General features: G+C 71.6%; 16 protein-coding genes. 1 reads left to right on the plus strand and 15 read right to left on the minus strand.

Annotation, left to right across the window (positions count from 1 at the left end):
- Positions 1–71: 71 nt before the first annotated feature.
- The 12 genes from E4623_RS08235 to E4623_RS08290 form a co-directional block, all read right to left on the minus strand.
- The gene (locus E4623_RS08235; RefSeq protein ID WP_134766022.1) at positions 72–470 is read right to left on the minus strand and encodes a hypothetical protein; all 399 of its coding nucleotides are present in this window, start codon (positions 468–470) and stop codon (positions 72–74) included.
- Positions 471–474: 4 nt separating this feature from the next.
- Positions 475–1,323 (minus strand): twin-arginine translocase subunit TatC, encoded by an 849-nt coding sequence (tatC, locus tag E4623_RS08240; RefSeq protein ID WP_134766023.1) that lies wholly within the window; start codon positions 1,321–1,323, stop codon positions 475–477.
- Between the two features lie 26 nt (positions 1,324–1,349).
- On the minus strand, positions 1,350–1,625 hold the full coding sequence (gene tatA, locus E4623_RS08245; RefSeq protein WP_134766024.1) for a twin-arginine translocase TatA/TatE family subunit: 276 nt from the start codon (positions 1,623–1,625) through the stop codon (positions 1,350–1,352).
- Positions 1,626–1,676: 51 nt separating this feature from the next.
- Complete coding sequence (locus E4623_RS08250; RefSeq protein WP_134766025.1) at positions 1,677–2,702, minus strand: WYL domain-containing protein; 1,026 nt, start codon at positions 2,700–2,702, stop codon at positions 1,677–1,679.
- A complete protein-coding gene (locus E4623_RS08255) occupies positions 2,699–3,664 on the minus strand; it encodes a WYL domain-containing protein (protein WP_134766026.1) in 966 nt (321 codons plus the stop codon). The genes E4623_RS08250 and E4623_RS08255 overlap by 4 nt, the downstream gene beginning before the upstream one ends.
- Positions 3,665–3,722: 58 nt before the next feature.
- Positions 3,723–4,691, minus strand: a complete 969-nt coding sequence (locus tag E4623_RS08260; RefSeq protein ID WP_134766027.1) for an FKBP-type peptidyl-prolyl cis-trans isomerase — start codon at positions 4,689–4,691, stop codon at positions 3,723–3,725.
- Between the two features lie 116 nt (positions 4,692–4,807).
- Entirely contained in the window at positions 4,808–6,169 is a 1,362-nt protein-coding gene (gene pafA, locus E4623_RS08265) for a Pup--protein ligase (protein WP_134766028.1), read from the minus strand.
- An 85-nt stretch (positions 6,170–6,254) separates the two neighbouring features.
- Positions 6,255–7,139 carry a proteasome subunit alpha gene (gene prcA, locus E4623_RS08270; protein ID WP_134766029.1) on the minus strand — a complete coding sequence of 295 codons (885 nt, stop codon included), beginning with the start codon at positions 7,137–7,139 and terminating at the stop codon, positions 6,255–6,257.
- Positions 7,136–7,993, minus strand: coding sequence for a proteasome subunit beta (prcB, locus tag E4623_RS08275; protein ID WP_134766030.1), 858 nt, complete (start codon positions 7,991–7,993; stop codon positions 7,136–7,138). Before prcB ends, prcA begins: the two co-directional genes overlap by 4 nt.
- A gap of 7 nt (positions 7,994–8,000) precedes the next feature.
- On the minus strand, positions 8,001–8,198 hold the full coding sequence (locus E4623_RS08280; protein WP_134766031.1) for a ubiquitin-like protein Pup: 198 nt from the start codon (positions 8,196–8,198) through the stop codon (positions 8,001–8,003).
- A gap of 97 nt (positions 8,199–8,295) precedes the next feature.
- Positions 8,296–9,807, minus strand: coding sequence for a depupylase/deamidase Dop (gene dop / locus E4623_RS08285; RefSeq protein ID WP_134766032.1), 1,512 nt, complete (start codon positions 9,805–9,807; stop codon positions 8,296–8,298).
- Between the two features lie 10 nt (positions 9,808–9,817).
- Positions 9,818–10,405 (minus strand): 1-acyl-sn-glycerol-3-phosphate acyltransferase, encoded by a 588-nt coding sequence (locus E4623_RS08290; RefSeq protein ID WP_134766033.1) that lies wholly within the window; start codon positions 10,403–10,405, stop codon positions 9,818–9,820.
- Positions 10,406–10,462: 57 nt separating this feature from the next.
- Here E4623_RS08290 and E4623_RS08295 point away from each other — a divergent pair, with 57 nt between their 5' ends.
- On the plus strand, positions 10,463–11,077 hold the full coding sequence (locus E4623_RS08295) for a class I SAM-dependent methyltransferase (protein ID WP_134766034.1): 615 nt from the start codon (positions 10,463–10,465) through the stop codon (positions 11,075–11,077).
- A 7-nt stretch (positions 11,078–11,084) separates the two neighbouring features.
- Here E4623_RS08295 and arc read toward each other — a convergent pair whose 3' ends face one another.
- From arc to E4623_RS08310, 3 genes are all read right to left on the minus strand, one after another.
- Positions 11,085–12,836 carry a proteasome ATPase gene (gene arc, locus E4623_RS08300; RefSeq protein WP_245155005.1) on the minus strand — a complete coding sequence of 584 codons (1,752 nt, stop codon included), beginning with the start codon at positions 12,834–12,836 and terminating at the stop codon, positions 11,085–11,087.
- Between the two features lie 148 nt (positions 12,837–12,984).
- Entirely contained in the window at positions 12,985–13,713 is a 729-nt protein-coding gene (locus E4623_RS08305; protein ID WP_134766036.1) for a glutamine amidotransferase, read from the minus strand.
- The gene (locus E4623_RS08310) at positions 13,710–14,714 is read right to left on the minus strand and encodes a tRNA (adenine-N1)-methyltransferase (protein ID WP_134766037.1); all 1,005 of its coding nucleotides are present in this window, start codon (positions 14,712–14,714) and stop codon (positions 13,710–13,712) included. The genes E4623_RS08305 and E4623_RS08310 overlap by 4 nt, the downstream gene beginning before the upstream one ends.
- Between the last annotated feature and the right edge of the window lie 38 nt (positions 14,715–14,752).

Here is a 14,752-nt window from a genome sequence, read left to right on the forward strand (position 1 = left end):
GTGCCGAGCCTAGGACCTGGCGTGTGAGCCCCTCGGCACCCGCCCGGCGACCGGGTGGTGCGTGGTCGGTCTCAGGGTCCGACGCGCAACCGCACGGCGTACCGCGAGGGGGACGCGCCCAGCGCCTTGGCGAGGCGCCGCACCGACTCGAGCACCGTCTCGGCCGTGAAGGTCCGGCCCGGCACCAGGATGGTCAGTCGCCCGCCGCAGGTGGCGAGACCGACCTGGCCGTGCTGCCAGGCCTGGTGGGTGCGCAACCGGGTGGCGTCGTCGGCGACCGCGGCCGGGTAGGCCTGGTCGACGGCGAGCAGGTCGCACGCGACGGGGTCGCCGCCGTCCGGCTGCAGGTGGCCGCGGACCAGGTGACCGTCGAGCCCGTCGTCGGCGGACCACGTGACGACAGCGGTGCCCAGCACCTCGGGCAGGTCGAACGGGTCGGCCGGGTCGATCGCTGGCGGGGCGGGCCTCATGCCGTCACAGGTCGGACACCGCGTCGTCGTCCCAGCGGTCCGTGCCGGTGGCGGGTCGGCGCTTGCCGCGAGCCCGGTCGACCCAGCGGGCGATGACCTCGGCGACGAGGAAGAGCACCAGCATCGGCAGGGCCAGCATGATCATCGAGAACGGGTCCGTCGACGGCGTCGCCACGGCCGCGAAGATGAAGGTCCCGAGGATGATCCAGGCACGGTAGCGGCCGAGCTGCTTGCCGGTGACGACCCCCGCCAGGTTGAGCATGATCACGAAGAGCGGGATCTCGAACGAGATGCCGAAGACCAGCAGCATGCGGGTCAGGAAGCTGAAGTACTCGCCGAACTCGACGAGGTTCTCCAGGCCGTCGGGGGTGAAGCCGATCAGGACCTCAAGGCCCTTGGGCAGCACGTAGTAGCCGGTGGCGACCCCGACGAAGAAGAGCGGACCCGCGATGGCCGCGAACAGCCGGGTCCACTTCTTCTCGCTGTCGTGCAGCCCGGGCATGATGAACGCCCAGAGCTGGTAGAGCCAGAACGGGCTGGCGACGACCAGGGCCGCGACGCCGCACAGCTTCAGCTGGAGCAGCAGCGGGCCGGTCGCGCCCTTGACGTAGGCCTGGGTCTCGGTGGACTCACCGAGCGCCTCCCGGGCGTCGTTGTAGGGCGCCAGGACGACGTCGAGCAGCGCCTCGTAGAAGAAGAGCGAGACCGCGAACAGCACCACCAGCACGGTGACGCAGCGCACCAGCCGCCCGCGGAACTCGCGGAGGTGGTCGCCCAGGGCCATGCGGCCGTCGTCGCCGACGGGGTTGAGCGGACGGACCGAGAAGAAGCCGAGGACGCCGGAGAAGGACACCGCTGAGGTTGCCTACGAGGGCCCGGTCAGAGCGGGTCGGAGCGGCGCGCGCTGTCCGACTCGGTCGAGGGCTTCTCGACCGGCTCGATGTCCGTGGGACGCTCGATGGGCCTCGGGCGCGACGTCGTGGTGTCGTCCTCGTCGTCGTCCATCAGGCCCTTGGTCTCGGCCTTGAAGATCCGCAGCGCCCGGCCGCTCCCGCGAGCGAGCTCGGGCAGCTTGGCTGCGCCGAAGAGGAGGATGATGACGCCGAAGATGATCAGGAGCTCGGTGGTGCCCAGTCCTGCGATGAGCGGGGTCATGGCTGTCCTCACGTGTGGGTGTCGGTCGATTTCATCGTACGCGCACCCACCTCAGTAGAGAGCGAGGGCTGCCTGTGCGGCCGCGGTGAGCCCGGCGCCGTACGACGCGGGTGCGGTCACGGAGGCATTCGGAGCCAACCGCAGCAGCAGCCTGGTCAGCCACCGCTCGTCGGCGACCAGCAAGTCGACCTCGACGGTCCCGTCGCCCAGCGGACGGACCGCCTCGACCGGGTAGTACTCGGTGACCCAGCGCGCCGCCGCCTCCAGGCGCAGCGTGACCAGCGTGGTCTCGTCGGAGCGCGCGAACATCCCGTCGGACAGGTCGCGCGGTGCGGCGGGCCCGGTGACCACGGGCTCGTCGAGCACGCGGGCCCCGGCGACCCGGTCGAGCCGGAACAGCCGCGGCGCCTCGGCCGAGTGGCACCAGGCGTCGAGGTAGGTGAACCCGTCGTGACGGGCCATCCCGCGCGGGTCGACCACGCGGTGGGAGAGCTCGTCGCGGGCCGGCACGTAGTAGTCGAGCTCGACCTGCACCTGCCGCGCGACGGCGTCCTCGAGCCGCGCCGCGAGCGCCACGGCGGCGCCGTCGCTGGTGCTGTCGGGTGCGGCGTGCACCAGCCCGCCGGCGACCTGGCCGGCCGGACCGGACGCCGCGGCCGTCTCGAGCTTGGCCAGGGCTCGGTCGACGATCTCGGCGGTGTCGGGGGCCGAGCCCTCGCGCAGCGCGCGCAGCGCCACGATGACGGCGGAGGCCTCGATCGGGGTCAGCCGCAGCGGGCGCGAGAGGTAGTCGGCGTTGCTGACCCGGATGACGCCGTCGGCGAGCGCGGTGCCGCGCGCGTCCTGGAGGGCGTCGATGTCGACGTCGATCAGCTCGTCGGGGTAGCCGCCGGGCAGCCCGCACATGAAGAGGACCTTGAGGTCCCGCAGCAGCAGCTCGGGTGTGCTGCCGAGCGCCGCGGCCGCCTCGGCGAGCCGCACCGAGCCGCGGGCGTGCAGGTAGGGCACCAGGGTGAGCAGCCGGGCGACCTGCTCCTTCGCGCCGAGCCCGGACGGCGTCGAGCCCCGGTCGCTCATCGGGCCAGCGCCGCGGTCAGTCGTGCGACGACCTGCTCGCGCAGCGAGGCCGGTGCCTCGACGTACACGGCGTCGCCGAAGCCGAGCACCTCGTCGGCGACGCCGACGGAGGCCCGCAGCAGCGTCAGCCGGTCCCACCCGGTGCGGGTGTCGGGGCCCTCGACGTCGGTCTCGACGGTGCCGGCCGCCCGCCGCAGCGGCAGCGCCGCGCCGGTGCGGGCGAGGACGACGACCGGCTCGGTGGACAGGTCGGGCGCCAGCCGGCGGGTGGCCGCGGCGATGTCGGTGCCCTCGGGGATGGTGTAGGCGCCGGGCTTGCCCACCTTGCGGGCCTCGCCCTGCACCCGCGAGAGCCGGAACACGCGCTCGGCGTCGCGGTCGAGGTCGAGGCCGAGCACGTACCAGCGCCCGGAGTAGCGGGTCACGCCCCACGGCTGCAGCCGGCGCACGGCGGGCACGGCGGCGCCGGTGCGCCAGTAGTCGAACTCGACGACCGTGCGCGCCACGATCGCCTCGAAGAACACGTCGAACGCCGGCTCGTCGGCCGGCAGCCGCGGCTGGGCGATCTGGAGGGCGTCGAGGTCGATCTCCGCGCCGGCAGCGGTCAGCTTGCGGACCGCCTCGGTGGTGGCCCGGGCGAGCTTCTGGTGCTCCCAGACGCGGGTCGCCAGGCCGACGACGGCGGCCTCGTCGGCGGTGAGGTCGATCTCGGGGAGCGCGAACTCGTCCGGGCTGATCCGGTAGCCGGGCTCGTCGTCGAAGAAGGCGTCGAGCTGGCCGACCTCGACCGGGACGCCGAGGCTGCGCAGCTCCTCCTTGTCGCGCTCGAACATCTTGTCGAACGCCTCGTCGGACATGCCCGGGTAGAGGATGTCGCGGATCCGGTTCTTAGGCACCAGCCGCTTCTGCACGAGCAGCATGATGAGCAGGTTCATCAGCCGCTCGGTCTTGGCTGCGCTCATCGTGGCCGTCTCGTTCCTGGTCCTGGTGGTGCCGGTCGCCGGGTCCGTCCGGCCGGTCTCAGACGGTGGCGAGGATGTCGACGACGAAGTACAGCGTCGACTTGGCCGGGATGCCGTTCTGCTCCTGGTCGCCGTAGCCGTCGGCCGGCGGGATCTTCAGCATCACCCGGCTGCCGACCTTCTGGCCGACGAGGAGCTTGTCCCAGCCGGCGACCACGGTGCCGAGGCCGATGCCGGTCGCGAACGGCTCCTTGCTGAAGCTCTCGTCGAAGGGCTTCTTGCCGTCGTAGGCCTGGCCGAGGTAGTCGACGACGATCAGGTCGCCCTTCTCGACGACGTCGCCGTCACCCTCCACGACGACGTCGGCGGCCGACTTGTCGTCCTTGGCCGGGGCCGTCGCGCGCTCGAAGTCGAGCGACGTCGGGACGCCCTTGGTGTAGGTGATCGTCGGCATCCACTTCTTGGCCGGCTGGTCGGTGCTCTCGATCCCGGGCAGCGCCTCGACGTCGAGGACGTCGGCCACGAGCAGCAGGCCGTCCTCGTTGCCGATGTTCTCCTCGGCCAGGGCCGGGGAGAGCGCCAGGTCGCCGAAGATGGCGTTGGTGTCGCCGGTGACGACGATGCGGCTCCCGCGCGTGACGTCGGTGCCGATCTGCTCGGACAGGAACCCGGACACGACGTCGCCGAGCGACTGCGGCTCGGCCGCCGGACCGGCACCGACCTTCATCTCGACGGCCGGGGCCTCCTCGCCGAAGGTGTCGACGGCGGTCTCGCGGGTGAACCCGTCGGCGAGCGCGAAGTTGACGAAGACCTTGTCACCGTCGGCGAGCGCCTCGCCGTCACCCTCGACGAGGGTCTCGGTCTCGATCGCGCCGGCCGACATGCGGTTCTTCCACTCGATGGTCGGCGCGTCACCGACGTCGCCCTCGATGGTGACCGCGTCGAGGCGGTCGGCGAACTCGATGCCGTTGCCGGGCACGTCGGACCCGCACGCGGCCAACAGGCCGGAGACGGCGATGAGTGGCACGACAACACGTACCGGGAGAGCTGCGGGGCGACGGAGGCGTCGGAGCACGTTTCAACCTTCGGGGTGGCGGACGCTGAGCGACCGAAGCCTACCTGGGCGGTGTCGGCCGTCCGCACTCACATGCCGTCGATGAGCCGTTGGACCCGTTCGTCGGTGGCCCGGAAGGGGTCCTTGCACAGCACGGTGCGCTGCGCCTGGTCGTTGAGCTTGAGGTGCACCCAGTCGACGGTGAAGTCGCGGCGCTTCTCCTGGGCCTTACGGATGAACTCGCCGCGCAGCCGGGCGCGGGTGGTCTGCGGGGGCACCGACTTGGCCTCGAAGATCTTGAGGTCGGTGGTGACCCGGGCGACCTTGCCGCGCTTCTCGAGAAGGTAGTACAGGCCGCGGTTGCGGTGGATGTCGTGGTAGGCGAGGTCGAGCTGGGCCACGCGGGCGTGGCCCATCGGCAGGCCGTGCTTGGCCCGGTAGGCCTCGATCAGCTTCAGCTTGATGACCCAGTCGATCTCGGTGTCGACCAGCCCGAGGTCGTCGGACTCGACCGCCTTCAGCCCGCGCTCCCACAGGTCGAGCGAGCGCTCGATGAGCGGCGTGCTGATCTGGCGCCGGTCGACGAAGTCGCGAGCCTTGGCGAGGTACTCGCCCTGGATGTCCAGCGCGCTGGCCTCCCGGCCGTTGGCGAGGCGGACCTTGCGGCGTCCGGTGACGTCGTGGGAGATCTCGCGGATGGCGCGGATCGGGTTCTCCATGGTGAGGTCGCGCATCACCACGCCCTCCTCGATCATCCGCAGCACCAGGTCGCAGCTGGCCACCTTGAGCATCGTGGTGGTCTCGCTCATGTTGGAGTCACCGACGATGACGTGCAGGCGGCGGTACTTCTCGGCGTCCGCGTGCGGCTCGTCGCGGGTGTTGATGATCGGCCGCGACCGGGTGGTGGCGCTGCTGACGCCCTCCCAGATGTGCTCGGCGCGCTGGCTGACGCTGTAGCCGGCGCCCCGTGGCGTCTGGGTGACCTTGCCGGCGCCGACGACGATCTGCCGGGTCACCAGGAACGGGATCAGGACGTCGGCGAGCCGGCTGAACTCCCCCGCGCGGCCGACGAGGTAGTTCTCGTGGCAGCCGTAGGAGTTGCCCGCGGAGTCGGTGTTGTTCTTGAACAGGTAGATCTCGCCGGCGATGCCCTCGTCGTGCAGCCGCTGCTCGGCGTCCAGGAGCAGCCCCTCGAGGACCCGCTCCCCGGCCTTGTCGTGGGTGACGAGCTCGGCGATGTCGTCGCACTCCGGTGTGGCGTACTCCGGGTGGCTGCCGACGTCGAGGTAGAGCCGGGCGCCGTTGCGCAGGAAGACGTTGCTGCTGCGTCCCCAGCTGACGACCTTGCGGAACAGGTAGCGCGCCACCTCGTCCGGGCTCAGCCGCCGCTGGCCCTTGAACGTGCACGTCACGCCGTACTCGTTCTCGATCCCGAAGATCCGCCGGTCCATGACCAGACCCTACGACCCCGACCCTGGGTCGGGTGGGGAAGTCCGGACCGGTCTCGGCGGCGCGTCGGTGGGTCCGGGTCCGGGCTCAGCCGCCGGGCGGCGCGATCGGCGGCGCGGTCGGCGGGTCGAGGTCGGGAGTGGGGTCCTCGAGCGGAGGGACACCACCGCTGACCTGGTCGGTCGGGTCGGTGGGGTCGTCGACCCCCGGCACCGAGGTGCCGCCGCCCTCGCGACGTCCGTCCTCGCTGGCGGGCTCGCCCGGCGTCGAGGGGCCACGCTCCCCGAGCAGCACGTCGAGCCGCGCCGGGGACAGCCGGACGAACTTGCGGGTGCGCGTGCGGGTGCGGTCGAGGACGGCGACCTCGAGGTCGCCGGTCGGGATCACCCGGTCGCCGGAGTCGCTGTGACCGAGCGCGACGACGGCGGCGCGCAGCGCCTGCTCCAACGACGCCGCGCCGGCGTAGCTGGACTCGAGAGCGGTCGCCACGACCTCGGTCTGGCCACCCATGACCGCGAATCCGTGCTCGTCGGCGACCTGGCCGTCGTAGGTGAGCCGGAAGAGCTGGTCGTCGGCGGCGGTCTCCCCCACCTCGGCGACGAAGATCTCGACCTCGTAGGGCTTCTCGCCGCCGCTGGAGAAGATCGTGCCGAGCGTCTGCGCGTAGGCGTTGGCGAGCCCGCGGCCGGTGACGTCGCGACGGTCGTAGGCGTAGCCGCGCATGTCGGCGAGCCGGACGCCGGCGATGCGGAGGTTCTCGAACTCGTTGTAGCGACCGACCGCGGCGAACGCGATCCGGTCGTAGATCTCGGAGACCTTGTGCAGCGCCTGCGACGGGTTCTCGGAGACGAAGAGGATGCCGTCGGCGTACTGGACGGCGACCACGGACCGGCCGCGGGCGATGCCCTTGCGGGCGAAGTCGGCCCGGTCCTTCATCAGCTGCTCGGGCGAGACGTAGAACGGGGTGCTCATGCGGGGAGACCTCCTCCGAGTGCGGCGGCGGGTCCGTCGGGACGGATCATCCGCCCGGTGATGATCCGGTCGGCGATCGCGGCGACCTCGGCGTCGGGCATCCGGTGCCCGCCCTCGGCGGTGATGACCTGCACGACGGGGAAGATCCGGCGGGTCAGGTCGGGACCGCCGGTCGCGGAGTCGTCGTCGGCGGCGTCGTAGAGCGCCTGGACGACGACCTCGACGCAGGTGGTGACGTCGAGGTCGTCGCGGTAGAGCTTCTTCAGCGAGCCGCGGGCGAACAGCGACCCGGAGCCGACCGAGTGGAACGCGGTCTCCTCGTAGCGACCGCCGGTGACGTCGTAGCTGAAGATCCGGCCCTGGTCGACCCGCAGGTCGTAGCCGGCGAACAGCGGGACGACCGCGAGGCCCTGCATCGCCATGCCCAGGTTGTTGCGGATCAGCGCCGAGAGCCGGTTGGCCTTGCCGTCCATCGACAGCGTGGAGCCCTCGATCTTCTCGTAGTGCTCGAGCTCGGTCTGGAACAGGCGCACCATCTCGACGGCCAGGCCCGCCGCGCCGGCGATGCCGACCGCGGAGTACTCGTCGGCCGGGAACACCTTCTCGATGTCGCGCTGGGCGATGACGTTGCCCATCGTGGCGCGACGGTCGCCGGCCAGGACGACGCCGCCGGGGAAGGTCGCCGCGACGATCGTGGTGCCGTGCGGGGCGAGGTCGCCGGCGTGGCGGCCCTCCGAGCCCTGCGGGAGCACACGTCGTCCGGGGAGCAGGTCGGGTGCCTGGTCGGCCAGGAAGTCGCTGAAGCTGGACATGCCGGGCTGCAGGTAGGCGGCCGGGAGACGGGGATCGCTCATGGAGTGGCTACTGCCCGCCCTTCTGGATGAACGACTTCACGAAGTCCTCGGCGTTGGACTCGAGCACCTCGTCGATCTCGTCGAGGATGTCGTCGACGTCGCTGTCGAGGGCGTCCTTGCGCTCGGCGACGTCGGTCTCGGGAGCCACCTCGGTGGTCTCCTCGGTCTCCTGCGACCTGCGCGGCTGCTTCTGCTCCTGGGCCATGCACCGACCCTACTCAGTGGGTGCGACAGTTTCGACGCGCGTCCGGCCCCGACCGTCCGCGGACCACCGCGGGCTCGACCGGCAGGGGCCCGGCGGCTCAGCGGCGGGTGAGGGCGGTGAAGAGCTGCTCGGCGGTGTCGCAGCGGTCGAGCAGGTCGCCGACGTGGGTCCGGCTGCCGCGCAGCGGGTCGATCGTCGGGACACGCTGCAGCGACTCGCGACCGGGGAGGTCGAAGATCACCGAGTCCCACGACGCCGCGGCGACGTGCTCGGCGTACTTCTCCAGGCACCGGCCCCGGAAGTAGGCGCGGGTGTCGGTCGGCGGGTCGTGCATCGCGTCGTCGACGAGGTCCGAGGTGAGCAGCCGCTCCATCCGGCCACCGGCCACGAGCCGGTGGTAGAGGCCCTTCTCCGGGCGGATGTCGGAGTACTGGAGGTCGATGAGCTGCAGCTTGGCGTCGTCCCAGTCGAGTCCGTCGCGCGAGCGGTACTGCTCGAGGAGCTTCAGCTTGGCGACCCAGTCGAGCTCGCGGGCGCACGACATCGGGTCGCGCTCGAGCCGGTCGAGGACCGACTCCCAGCGGGCCAGGACGTCGACGGTCTGGGCGTCGGCGTCGGCTCCGTAGCGGTCCTCGACGAACTTGCGGGCCAGGTCGAGGTACTCCAGCTGCAGCTGTACGCCGGTGAGCCGGCGTCCGTCCTGGAGGGTGACGGTCCGGCGCAGCGTGGGGTCGTGCGAGATCGCCCGGAGCCCCGCGACCGGGCCCTCGATGCTCAGGTCACCGGGGATGAACCGCTCCTCGATCATCGCCAGCACCAGGGCCGTCGTGCCGACCTTGAGGTAGGTCGACACCTCCGAGAGGTTCGCGTCACCGATGATGACGTGCAGCCGGCGGTACTTCTCGGGGTCGGCGTGCGGCTCGTCGCGGGTGTTGATGATCGGGCGCTTGAGCGTCGTCTCGAGCCCGACCTCGACCTCGAAGAAGTCGGCGCGCTGGCTGATCTGGAAGCCGTGCCGGCGTCCGTCCTGACCGATGCCGACGCGGCCGGCCCCGGCGACGACCTGGCGGCTGACGAAGAACGGCGTCAGGTGCCGCACGATGTCGCCGAACGGGGTCGAGCGGCGCATCAGGTAGTTCTCGTGCGTGCCGTACGAGGCGCCCTTGTTGTCGGTGTTGTTCTTGTAGAGCAGGATCTGCGGCGCTCCGGGCAGCTGGGCGGCGCGCCGTGTGGCGTCGAGCATCACCTGCTCCCCGGCCTTCTCCCAGCGCACGGCGTCGAGCGGCGTCGTCACCTCGGGCGTGGCGTACTCGGGGTGGGCGTGGTCGACGTAGAGCCGGGCGCCGTTGGTGAGGATGACGTTGGCCAGCCCGAGGTCCTCGTCGGTGAGCTGGCTGGCGTCGGCGACGGCACGCGACATGTCGAAGCCGCGGGCGTCGCGCAGCGGCGACTCCTCCTCGAAGTCCCAGCGGGCCCGCCGGGCGCGCACCGTGGCCGAGGCGTAGGCGTTGACGACCTGCGAGGAGGCGACCATCGGGTTCGCGGTGGGCTGCCCGACGACCGAGATGCCGTACTCGACCTCGGTGCCCATGACCCTGCGGACGCTCATGCCGTCGAGCCTACGGGGTGGTCCGGTCCTCCTCGCGCAGCCGCGGCTCGGTGGTGAGCTCGGGCCGGAAGCCGGTCTTGTCGGCGTAGAACGCCCGGATCCTGTCCATGTCGGCGCCGACGTCGCCGGTGAGGTCGAACGTCGGGCCCCAGCCGACCGTCCGCGACGGTCGGTCGAGGAAGGCCAGGGTGACGGGGATGCCGGTCTGCTGCGAGATCCGGTAGAAGCCGGACTTCCAGTAGTCGCTCCGGCTGCGGGTGCCCTCGGCGGCGATGCCCAGCAGGAACGTCTCGTCGCTGCCGGCGTCCGCGAGCAGCGCCCGGATCGTGGCCCCGGGGTTCTTGCGGTCGAGCTCGACGGCGCCGGTGGCCCGCATGAAGACCCCGAGCGGGCCCTTGAAGAAGGAGTGCTTGACCAGCAGGCGGATCTGCACCGAGCTGTCCCAGGCGAGCAGCATGGTGAGGACCCAGTCCCAGTTCGACGTGTGCGGTGCGCCGACGAGGATGCCGCGCTGCGGCACCTGCCCCGTCGTCTGCCACCGGACGAGCCTGAGGACGCCGCGGGCGAAGGTACGGCGGACGAGGAAGGGGCGGGCCATGCGGTGAAGGTACCGGCCGGTCGCCCCCGAGCGGCACCCACCCGTAGGGTCACCCGGGTGTGGACCGAGCGGGTCGTGCCCCGGCTCGTCGACCGCTCGCTGCGCGGTCGCGAGATCGGCGAGCTGCGGGCCGAGGTGTGTGCCGGCCTGCGCGGCGAGGTGCTCGAGCTGGGCTTCGGGGGCGGGTTGAACCTGCGCCACCTCCCGGCCGCGGTCGCCCGGGTCGACGCGGTCGAGCCCTCCGACCGGGGCTGGGCGATCTCGGAGCGACGACGGCTCCGCCACGACGTCGAGGTCCGCCGGGTCGGGCTCGACGGCCAGCGGCTCGCCGCCCGGTCGGGCGCCTACGACCACGTCCTGTGCACCTTCACGCTCTGCACCATCGCCGACCCGGCCCTCGCGCTGTCCGAGGTGCGCCGCGTGCTGCGGCCGGGCGGCACGCTCGCCGTCCTCGAGCACGGACTGGCACCGACGCCGGGCACGGCCCGCTGGCAGCGCCGGCTCGACCCCGTGCAGCGCCGGGTGGCCGGCGGGTGCCACCTGTCGCGCGACGTCGCGGGCCTGCTGGGCGAGGCCGGGTTCTACACCGGCCCGCTCGTGGCGGCGTACCTGCCCGGCGCGCGGTCCCCGTGGACCTACGGGTACCGCGGCCGGGTGGGCGTCGCGTCGTGAGGGGTCCCTACAGGTACTGACCGGTGTTGGCGACCGTGTCGATCGACCGGCCCGGCTCGGTGCCCTGCTTGCCGGTGACGAGCGTGCGGATGAAGACGATCCGCTCGCCCTTCTTGCCCGAGATCCGCGCCCAGTCGTCGGGGTTGGTCGTGTTGGGCAGGTCCTCGTTCTCCTTGAACTCGTCGACGCAGGCCTGCAGCAGGTGCGAGACCCGCAGGCCGCGCTGCTGGTGGTCGAGGAGGTCCTTGATCGCCATCTTCTTGGCCCGGTCGACGATGTTCTGGATCATCGCGCCGGAGTTGAAGTCCTTGAAGTACAGGACCTCCTTGTCACCGTTGGCGTAGGTGACCTCGAGGAAGCGGTTCTCCTCGGTCTCGGTGTACATCCGCTCGACCGTCGCCCGGATCATCCCCGCGACGGTGGCGTCGCGGTCGCCGCCGAACTCGGCGAGGTCGTCGGCGTGCAGCGGCAGCGAGGCGGTGAGGTACTTGCTGAAGATGTCGCGCGCACCCTCGGCGTCGGGCCGCTCGATCTTGATCTTCACGTCGAGCCGGCCGGGGCGCAGGATGGCCGGGTCGATCATGTCCTCGCGGTTGGAGGCGCCGATGACCAGCACGTTCTCGAGCAGCTCGACGCCGTCGATCTCGCTGAGCAGCTGCGGGACGATCGTGTTCTCGACGTCGGAGGAGACGCCGGAGCCGCGGGTGCGGAAGAGCGAGTCCATCTCGTCGAAGAACACGATGACCGGCGTGCCCTCGCTGGCCTTCTCACGCGCCCGCTGGAAGACGAGCCGGATGTGCCGCTCGGTCTCGCCGACGTACTTGTTGAGGAGCTCGGGCCCCTTGATGTTGAGGAAGTAGGACTTGCCCTCCTGACCCGTCTTGGCCGCGACCTTCTTCGCCAGGCTGTTGGCGACGGCCTTGGCGATCAGGGTCTTGCCGCACCCGGGAGGGCCGTAGAGCAGCACGCCCTTGGGCGGCTTGAGCTCGTGCTCGACGAACAGCTCGGGGTGCAGGTAGGGCAGCTCGACGGCGTCGCGGATGGTCTCGATCTGGCCGAAGAGGCCGCCGATGTCGCTGTAGTCGATGTCGGGCACCTCCTCCAGCACGAGCTCCTCGACCTCGGACTTGGGCACCCGCTCGTAGACGTAGCCGGAGCGCGAGTCGAGCAGCAGCGAGTCGCCGGCGCGCAGCTTGACCGCACGCAGCGGCTCCGCGATGCGGACGACGCGCTCCTCGTCGGCGTTGGCGATGACCAGGACGCGGTCGCCGTCGGCGAGCACCTCCTTGAACATGACGACCTCGCCGACCTGCTCGAAGTCCATCGCGGCGACGACGTTGAGGGCCTCGTTGAGCATGACCTCCTGGCCGCGGCGCAGCCCGTCGAGCTCGACGCCGGGGCTGACGTTCACCCGCAGCTTGCGGCCACCGGTGAAGACGTCGACCGAGTCGTCGTCGTTGCGCGCCAGGAAGGTGCCGAAACCGGCCGGCGGCTGCGCCAGGCGGTCGACCTCCTCCTTGAGCTTGGTGATCTGGTCGCGGGCCTCGCGCAGGGTCTGGGCGAGGCGCTCGTTCTGCGACGTCACCGCGGCCAGGGACCGCTGCGTGTCGCCGAGACGGAGCTCGAGACCGCGTGACCCGATCGGCCCGTCGGCGAGCCTGCGTCGCAGGTCGGACACCTCGGACTCGAGGAACCGCACCTGCGCGATCAGCTCGTCGGCGTTCTTGTCGCTACCGCTCCTGCTGGAACCGTCACCCATGCTCGACATGCGGCTCACCTCCTGTGCTGGCGACCCTACCCGCGCCTCCGCACCACGAAGGGTGACGACCGGCCGGGGAAGATCACATTTGGGTCACCGGTCGGCCAGGCGTGGGTCCGAGGGCCACGGCGGGCCCGCGGCAACCACCTCAGCGCGCGTAGCGACGCGCGAAGTTGCCGAGCAGCCTCATCGGGTGCCGGACGTCGACGGCCCGGCCGGCGGCACGCAGCGTGCCGGCCTCGGCGGGGTCGAAGTAGCCGTAGGTCGCGTAGGTGTCGATCCGGGTCTCGAGCCCGACCAGGTCGAGCTCGGGATGGAACTGGGTCGCGTAGACGTGCTGGCCGACGCGGAAGGCCTGCACGGGACACGACGGCGACGTCGCGAGCAGGACGGCGTGCCCGGGCAGCCGGCTCAGCGCCTCCTTGTGACCGCCGTAGGCCGCGAAGTCGCGCGGGACCCCGGCCATCAGCGGGTCGGCGAGGCCCTCGTCGGTGAGCGTCACCGCGAGGGGGCCGACCGGTTCGGGGTGGGAGCGGTCGACCAGCCCGCCCTGGTGGTGCCCGAGGGTGCCGATGCCGTAGCAGGCGCCGAGGAACGGGAAGTCCGCCGAGACGACCTGGTCGAGGAGCAGCCACAGGTCGGCCTCGGCGCGCAGCTGGGCCGGTGACTTGGCCGCCGGCTCGTCGGACCACGTGAACGAGCCTCCGCCGAGCAGGATGCCGGACCAGTCGTCGAGGGTGACGTCGACCGGGTCGACGCCGAGCTGGAGGCGCGGGAGGTCCGCCTGGTCGACGCCGAGGAACCGCGCGAAGGCGGCGTGCTCGTCGGCGGCCGCCGCCGGCTCCGCCCGGATCGACAGCAGCAGGAACGGCCTCACTCGGCCGACTCCTCCGCGGGCGGTTGGTCGACGGGCTGGTCGGCGGGCTGGTTGACGGGCGGCTGGTCGACGGGGACCTCGAGCGGGATGCCGTCGGGGCGCGGGCCGGTGTAGTCGACGCCGTAGGCACCGGGGGCGGGGCGCCGCTTCTTCATCGGCGCCTTCTGGCCCGGTGCCATCCGGCGCGCCGTGACGAGGAACGCCGTGTGGCCGATCATCTTGTGGCCGGGACGCACCGCGAGTCCCTCGACGTGCCAGTCGCGCACCAGCGACTCCCACGCCTGCGGCTCGGTGAACCCGCCGTGCACGCGCACCGTCTCGGTGAAGCGCGACAGCTGGGTGGTGGTGGCCACGTAGGCGCACACGATGCCGCCGGGACGCAGGGCGCCGGCCGCGGCGTCCAGGCACTCCCACGGCGCGAGCATGTCGAGGATGACCCGGTCGCACTGCTCGCCGGACGCCGGCAGCGCCTCCGCGAGGTCGCCGAGGGTCAGGCTCCAGGCGGGGTGGTCGCCGCCGAAGAACTGGGTGACGTTGCGGCGCGCGACGTCGGCGAACTCCTCGCGGCGCTCGAACGAGCGGACCCGGCCGTGCGGCCCGACGGCACGCAGCAGGGAGCAGGTCAGCGCGCCCGAGCCGACCCCGGCCTCGACGACGTCGGCGCCGGGGAAGATGTCGACCATCGCGACGATCTGGGCGGCGTCCTTGGGGTAGACCACGGCCGCGCCGCGCGGCATCGACACCACGAACTCCGACAGCAGCGGCCGGAAGACGAGGTACTCGCCGCCGGTGGAGGCGGTCACGGTGAACCCCTCCTCGCGGCCGATCATCTCGTCGTGCTCGACGTGGCCCCGGTTGGAGAAGAACCGCTTGCCGGGCTCGAGGCAGAAGTTGTGGCGCCGGCCCTTCGCGTCGACGAGCCGCACCCACTCCCCCACGCGCAGGGGGCCGCGGTGGACTCCGGACCAGGCTTCCTCGGGGACGTCGGGGGTGGTGGACACCGCGGAACCGTATCCGGTCCGGCCGCCCTGGGCGCAGT

This window comes from Nocardioides sp. 1609 (assembly GCF_004522105.1).
Classification (GTDB): Bacteria; Actinomycetota; Actinomycetes; order Propionibacteriales; family Nocardioidaceae; genus Nocardioides.

What these genes read in the sequence shown, in the direction of transcription:
- E4623_RS08235 (WP_134766022.1), bottom strand. Translation starts at nt 470, where the DNA reads ATGAGGCCCGCCCCGCCAGCGATCGACCCGGCCGACCCGTTCGACCTG.
- tatA (WP_134766024.1), bottom strand. Translation starts at nt 1,625, where the DNA reads ATGACCCCGCTCATCGCAGGACTGGGCACCACCGAGCTCCTGATCATC.
- E4623_RS08250 (WP_134766025.1), bottom strand. Translation starts at nt 2,702, where the DNA reads ATGAGCGACCGGGGCTCGACGCCGTCCGGGCTCGGCGCGAAGGAGCAG.
- E4623_RS08255 (WP_134766026.1), bottom strand. Translation starts at nt 3,664, where the DNA reads ATGAGCGCAGCCAAGACCGAGCGGCTGATGAACCTGCTCATCATGCTG.
- pafA (WP_134766028.1), bottom strand. Translation starts at nt 6,169, where the DNA reads ATGGACCGGCGGATCTTCGGGATCGAGAACGAGTACGGCGTGACGTGC.
- prcA (WP_134766029.1), bottom strand. Translation starts at nt 7,139, where the DNA reads ATGAGCACCCCGTTCTACGTCTCGCCCGAGCAGCTGATGAAGGACCGG.
- prcB (WP_134766030.1), bottom strand. Translation starts at nt 7,993, where the DNA reads ATGAGCGATCCCCGTCTCCCGGCCGCCTACCTGCAGCCCGGCATGTCC.
- E4623_RS08280 (WP_134766031.1), bottom strand. Translation starts at nt 8,198, where the DNA reads ATGGCCCAGGAGCAGAAGCAGCCGCGCAGGTCGCAGGAGACCGAGGAG.
- dop (WP_134766032.1), bottom strand. Translation starts at nt 9,807, where the DNA reads ATGAGCGTCCGCAGGGTCATGGGCACCGAGGTCGAGTACGGCATCTCG.
- E4623_RS08290 (WP_134766033.1), bottom strand. Translation starts at nt 10,405, where the DNA reads ATGGCCCGCCCCTTCCTCGTCCGCCGTACCTTCGCCCGCGGCGTCCTC.
- arc (WP_245155005.1), bottom strand. Translation starts at nt 12,836, where the DNA reads ATGGGTGACGGTTCCAGCAGGAGCGGTAGCGACAAGAACGCCGACGAG.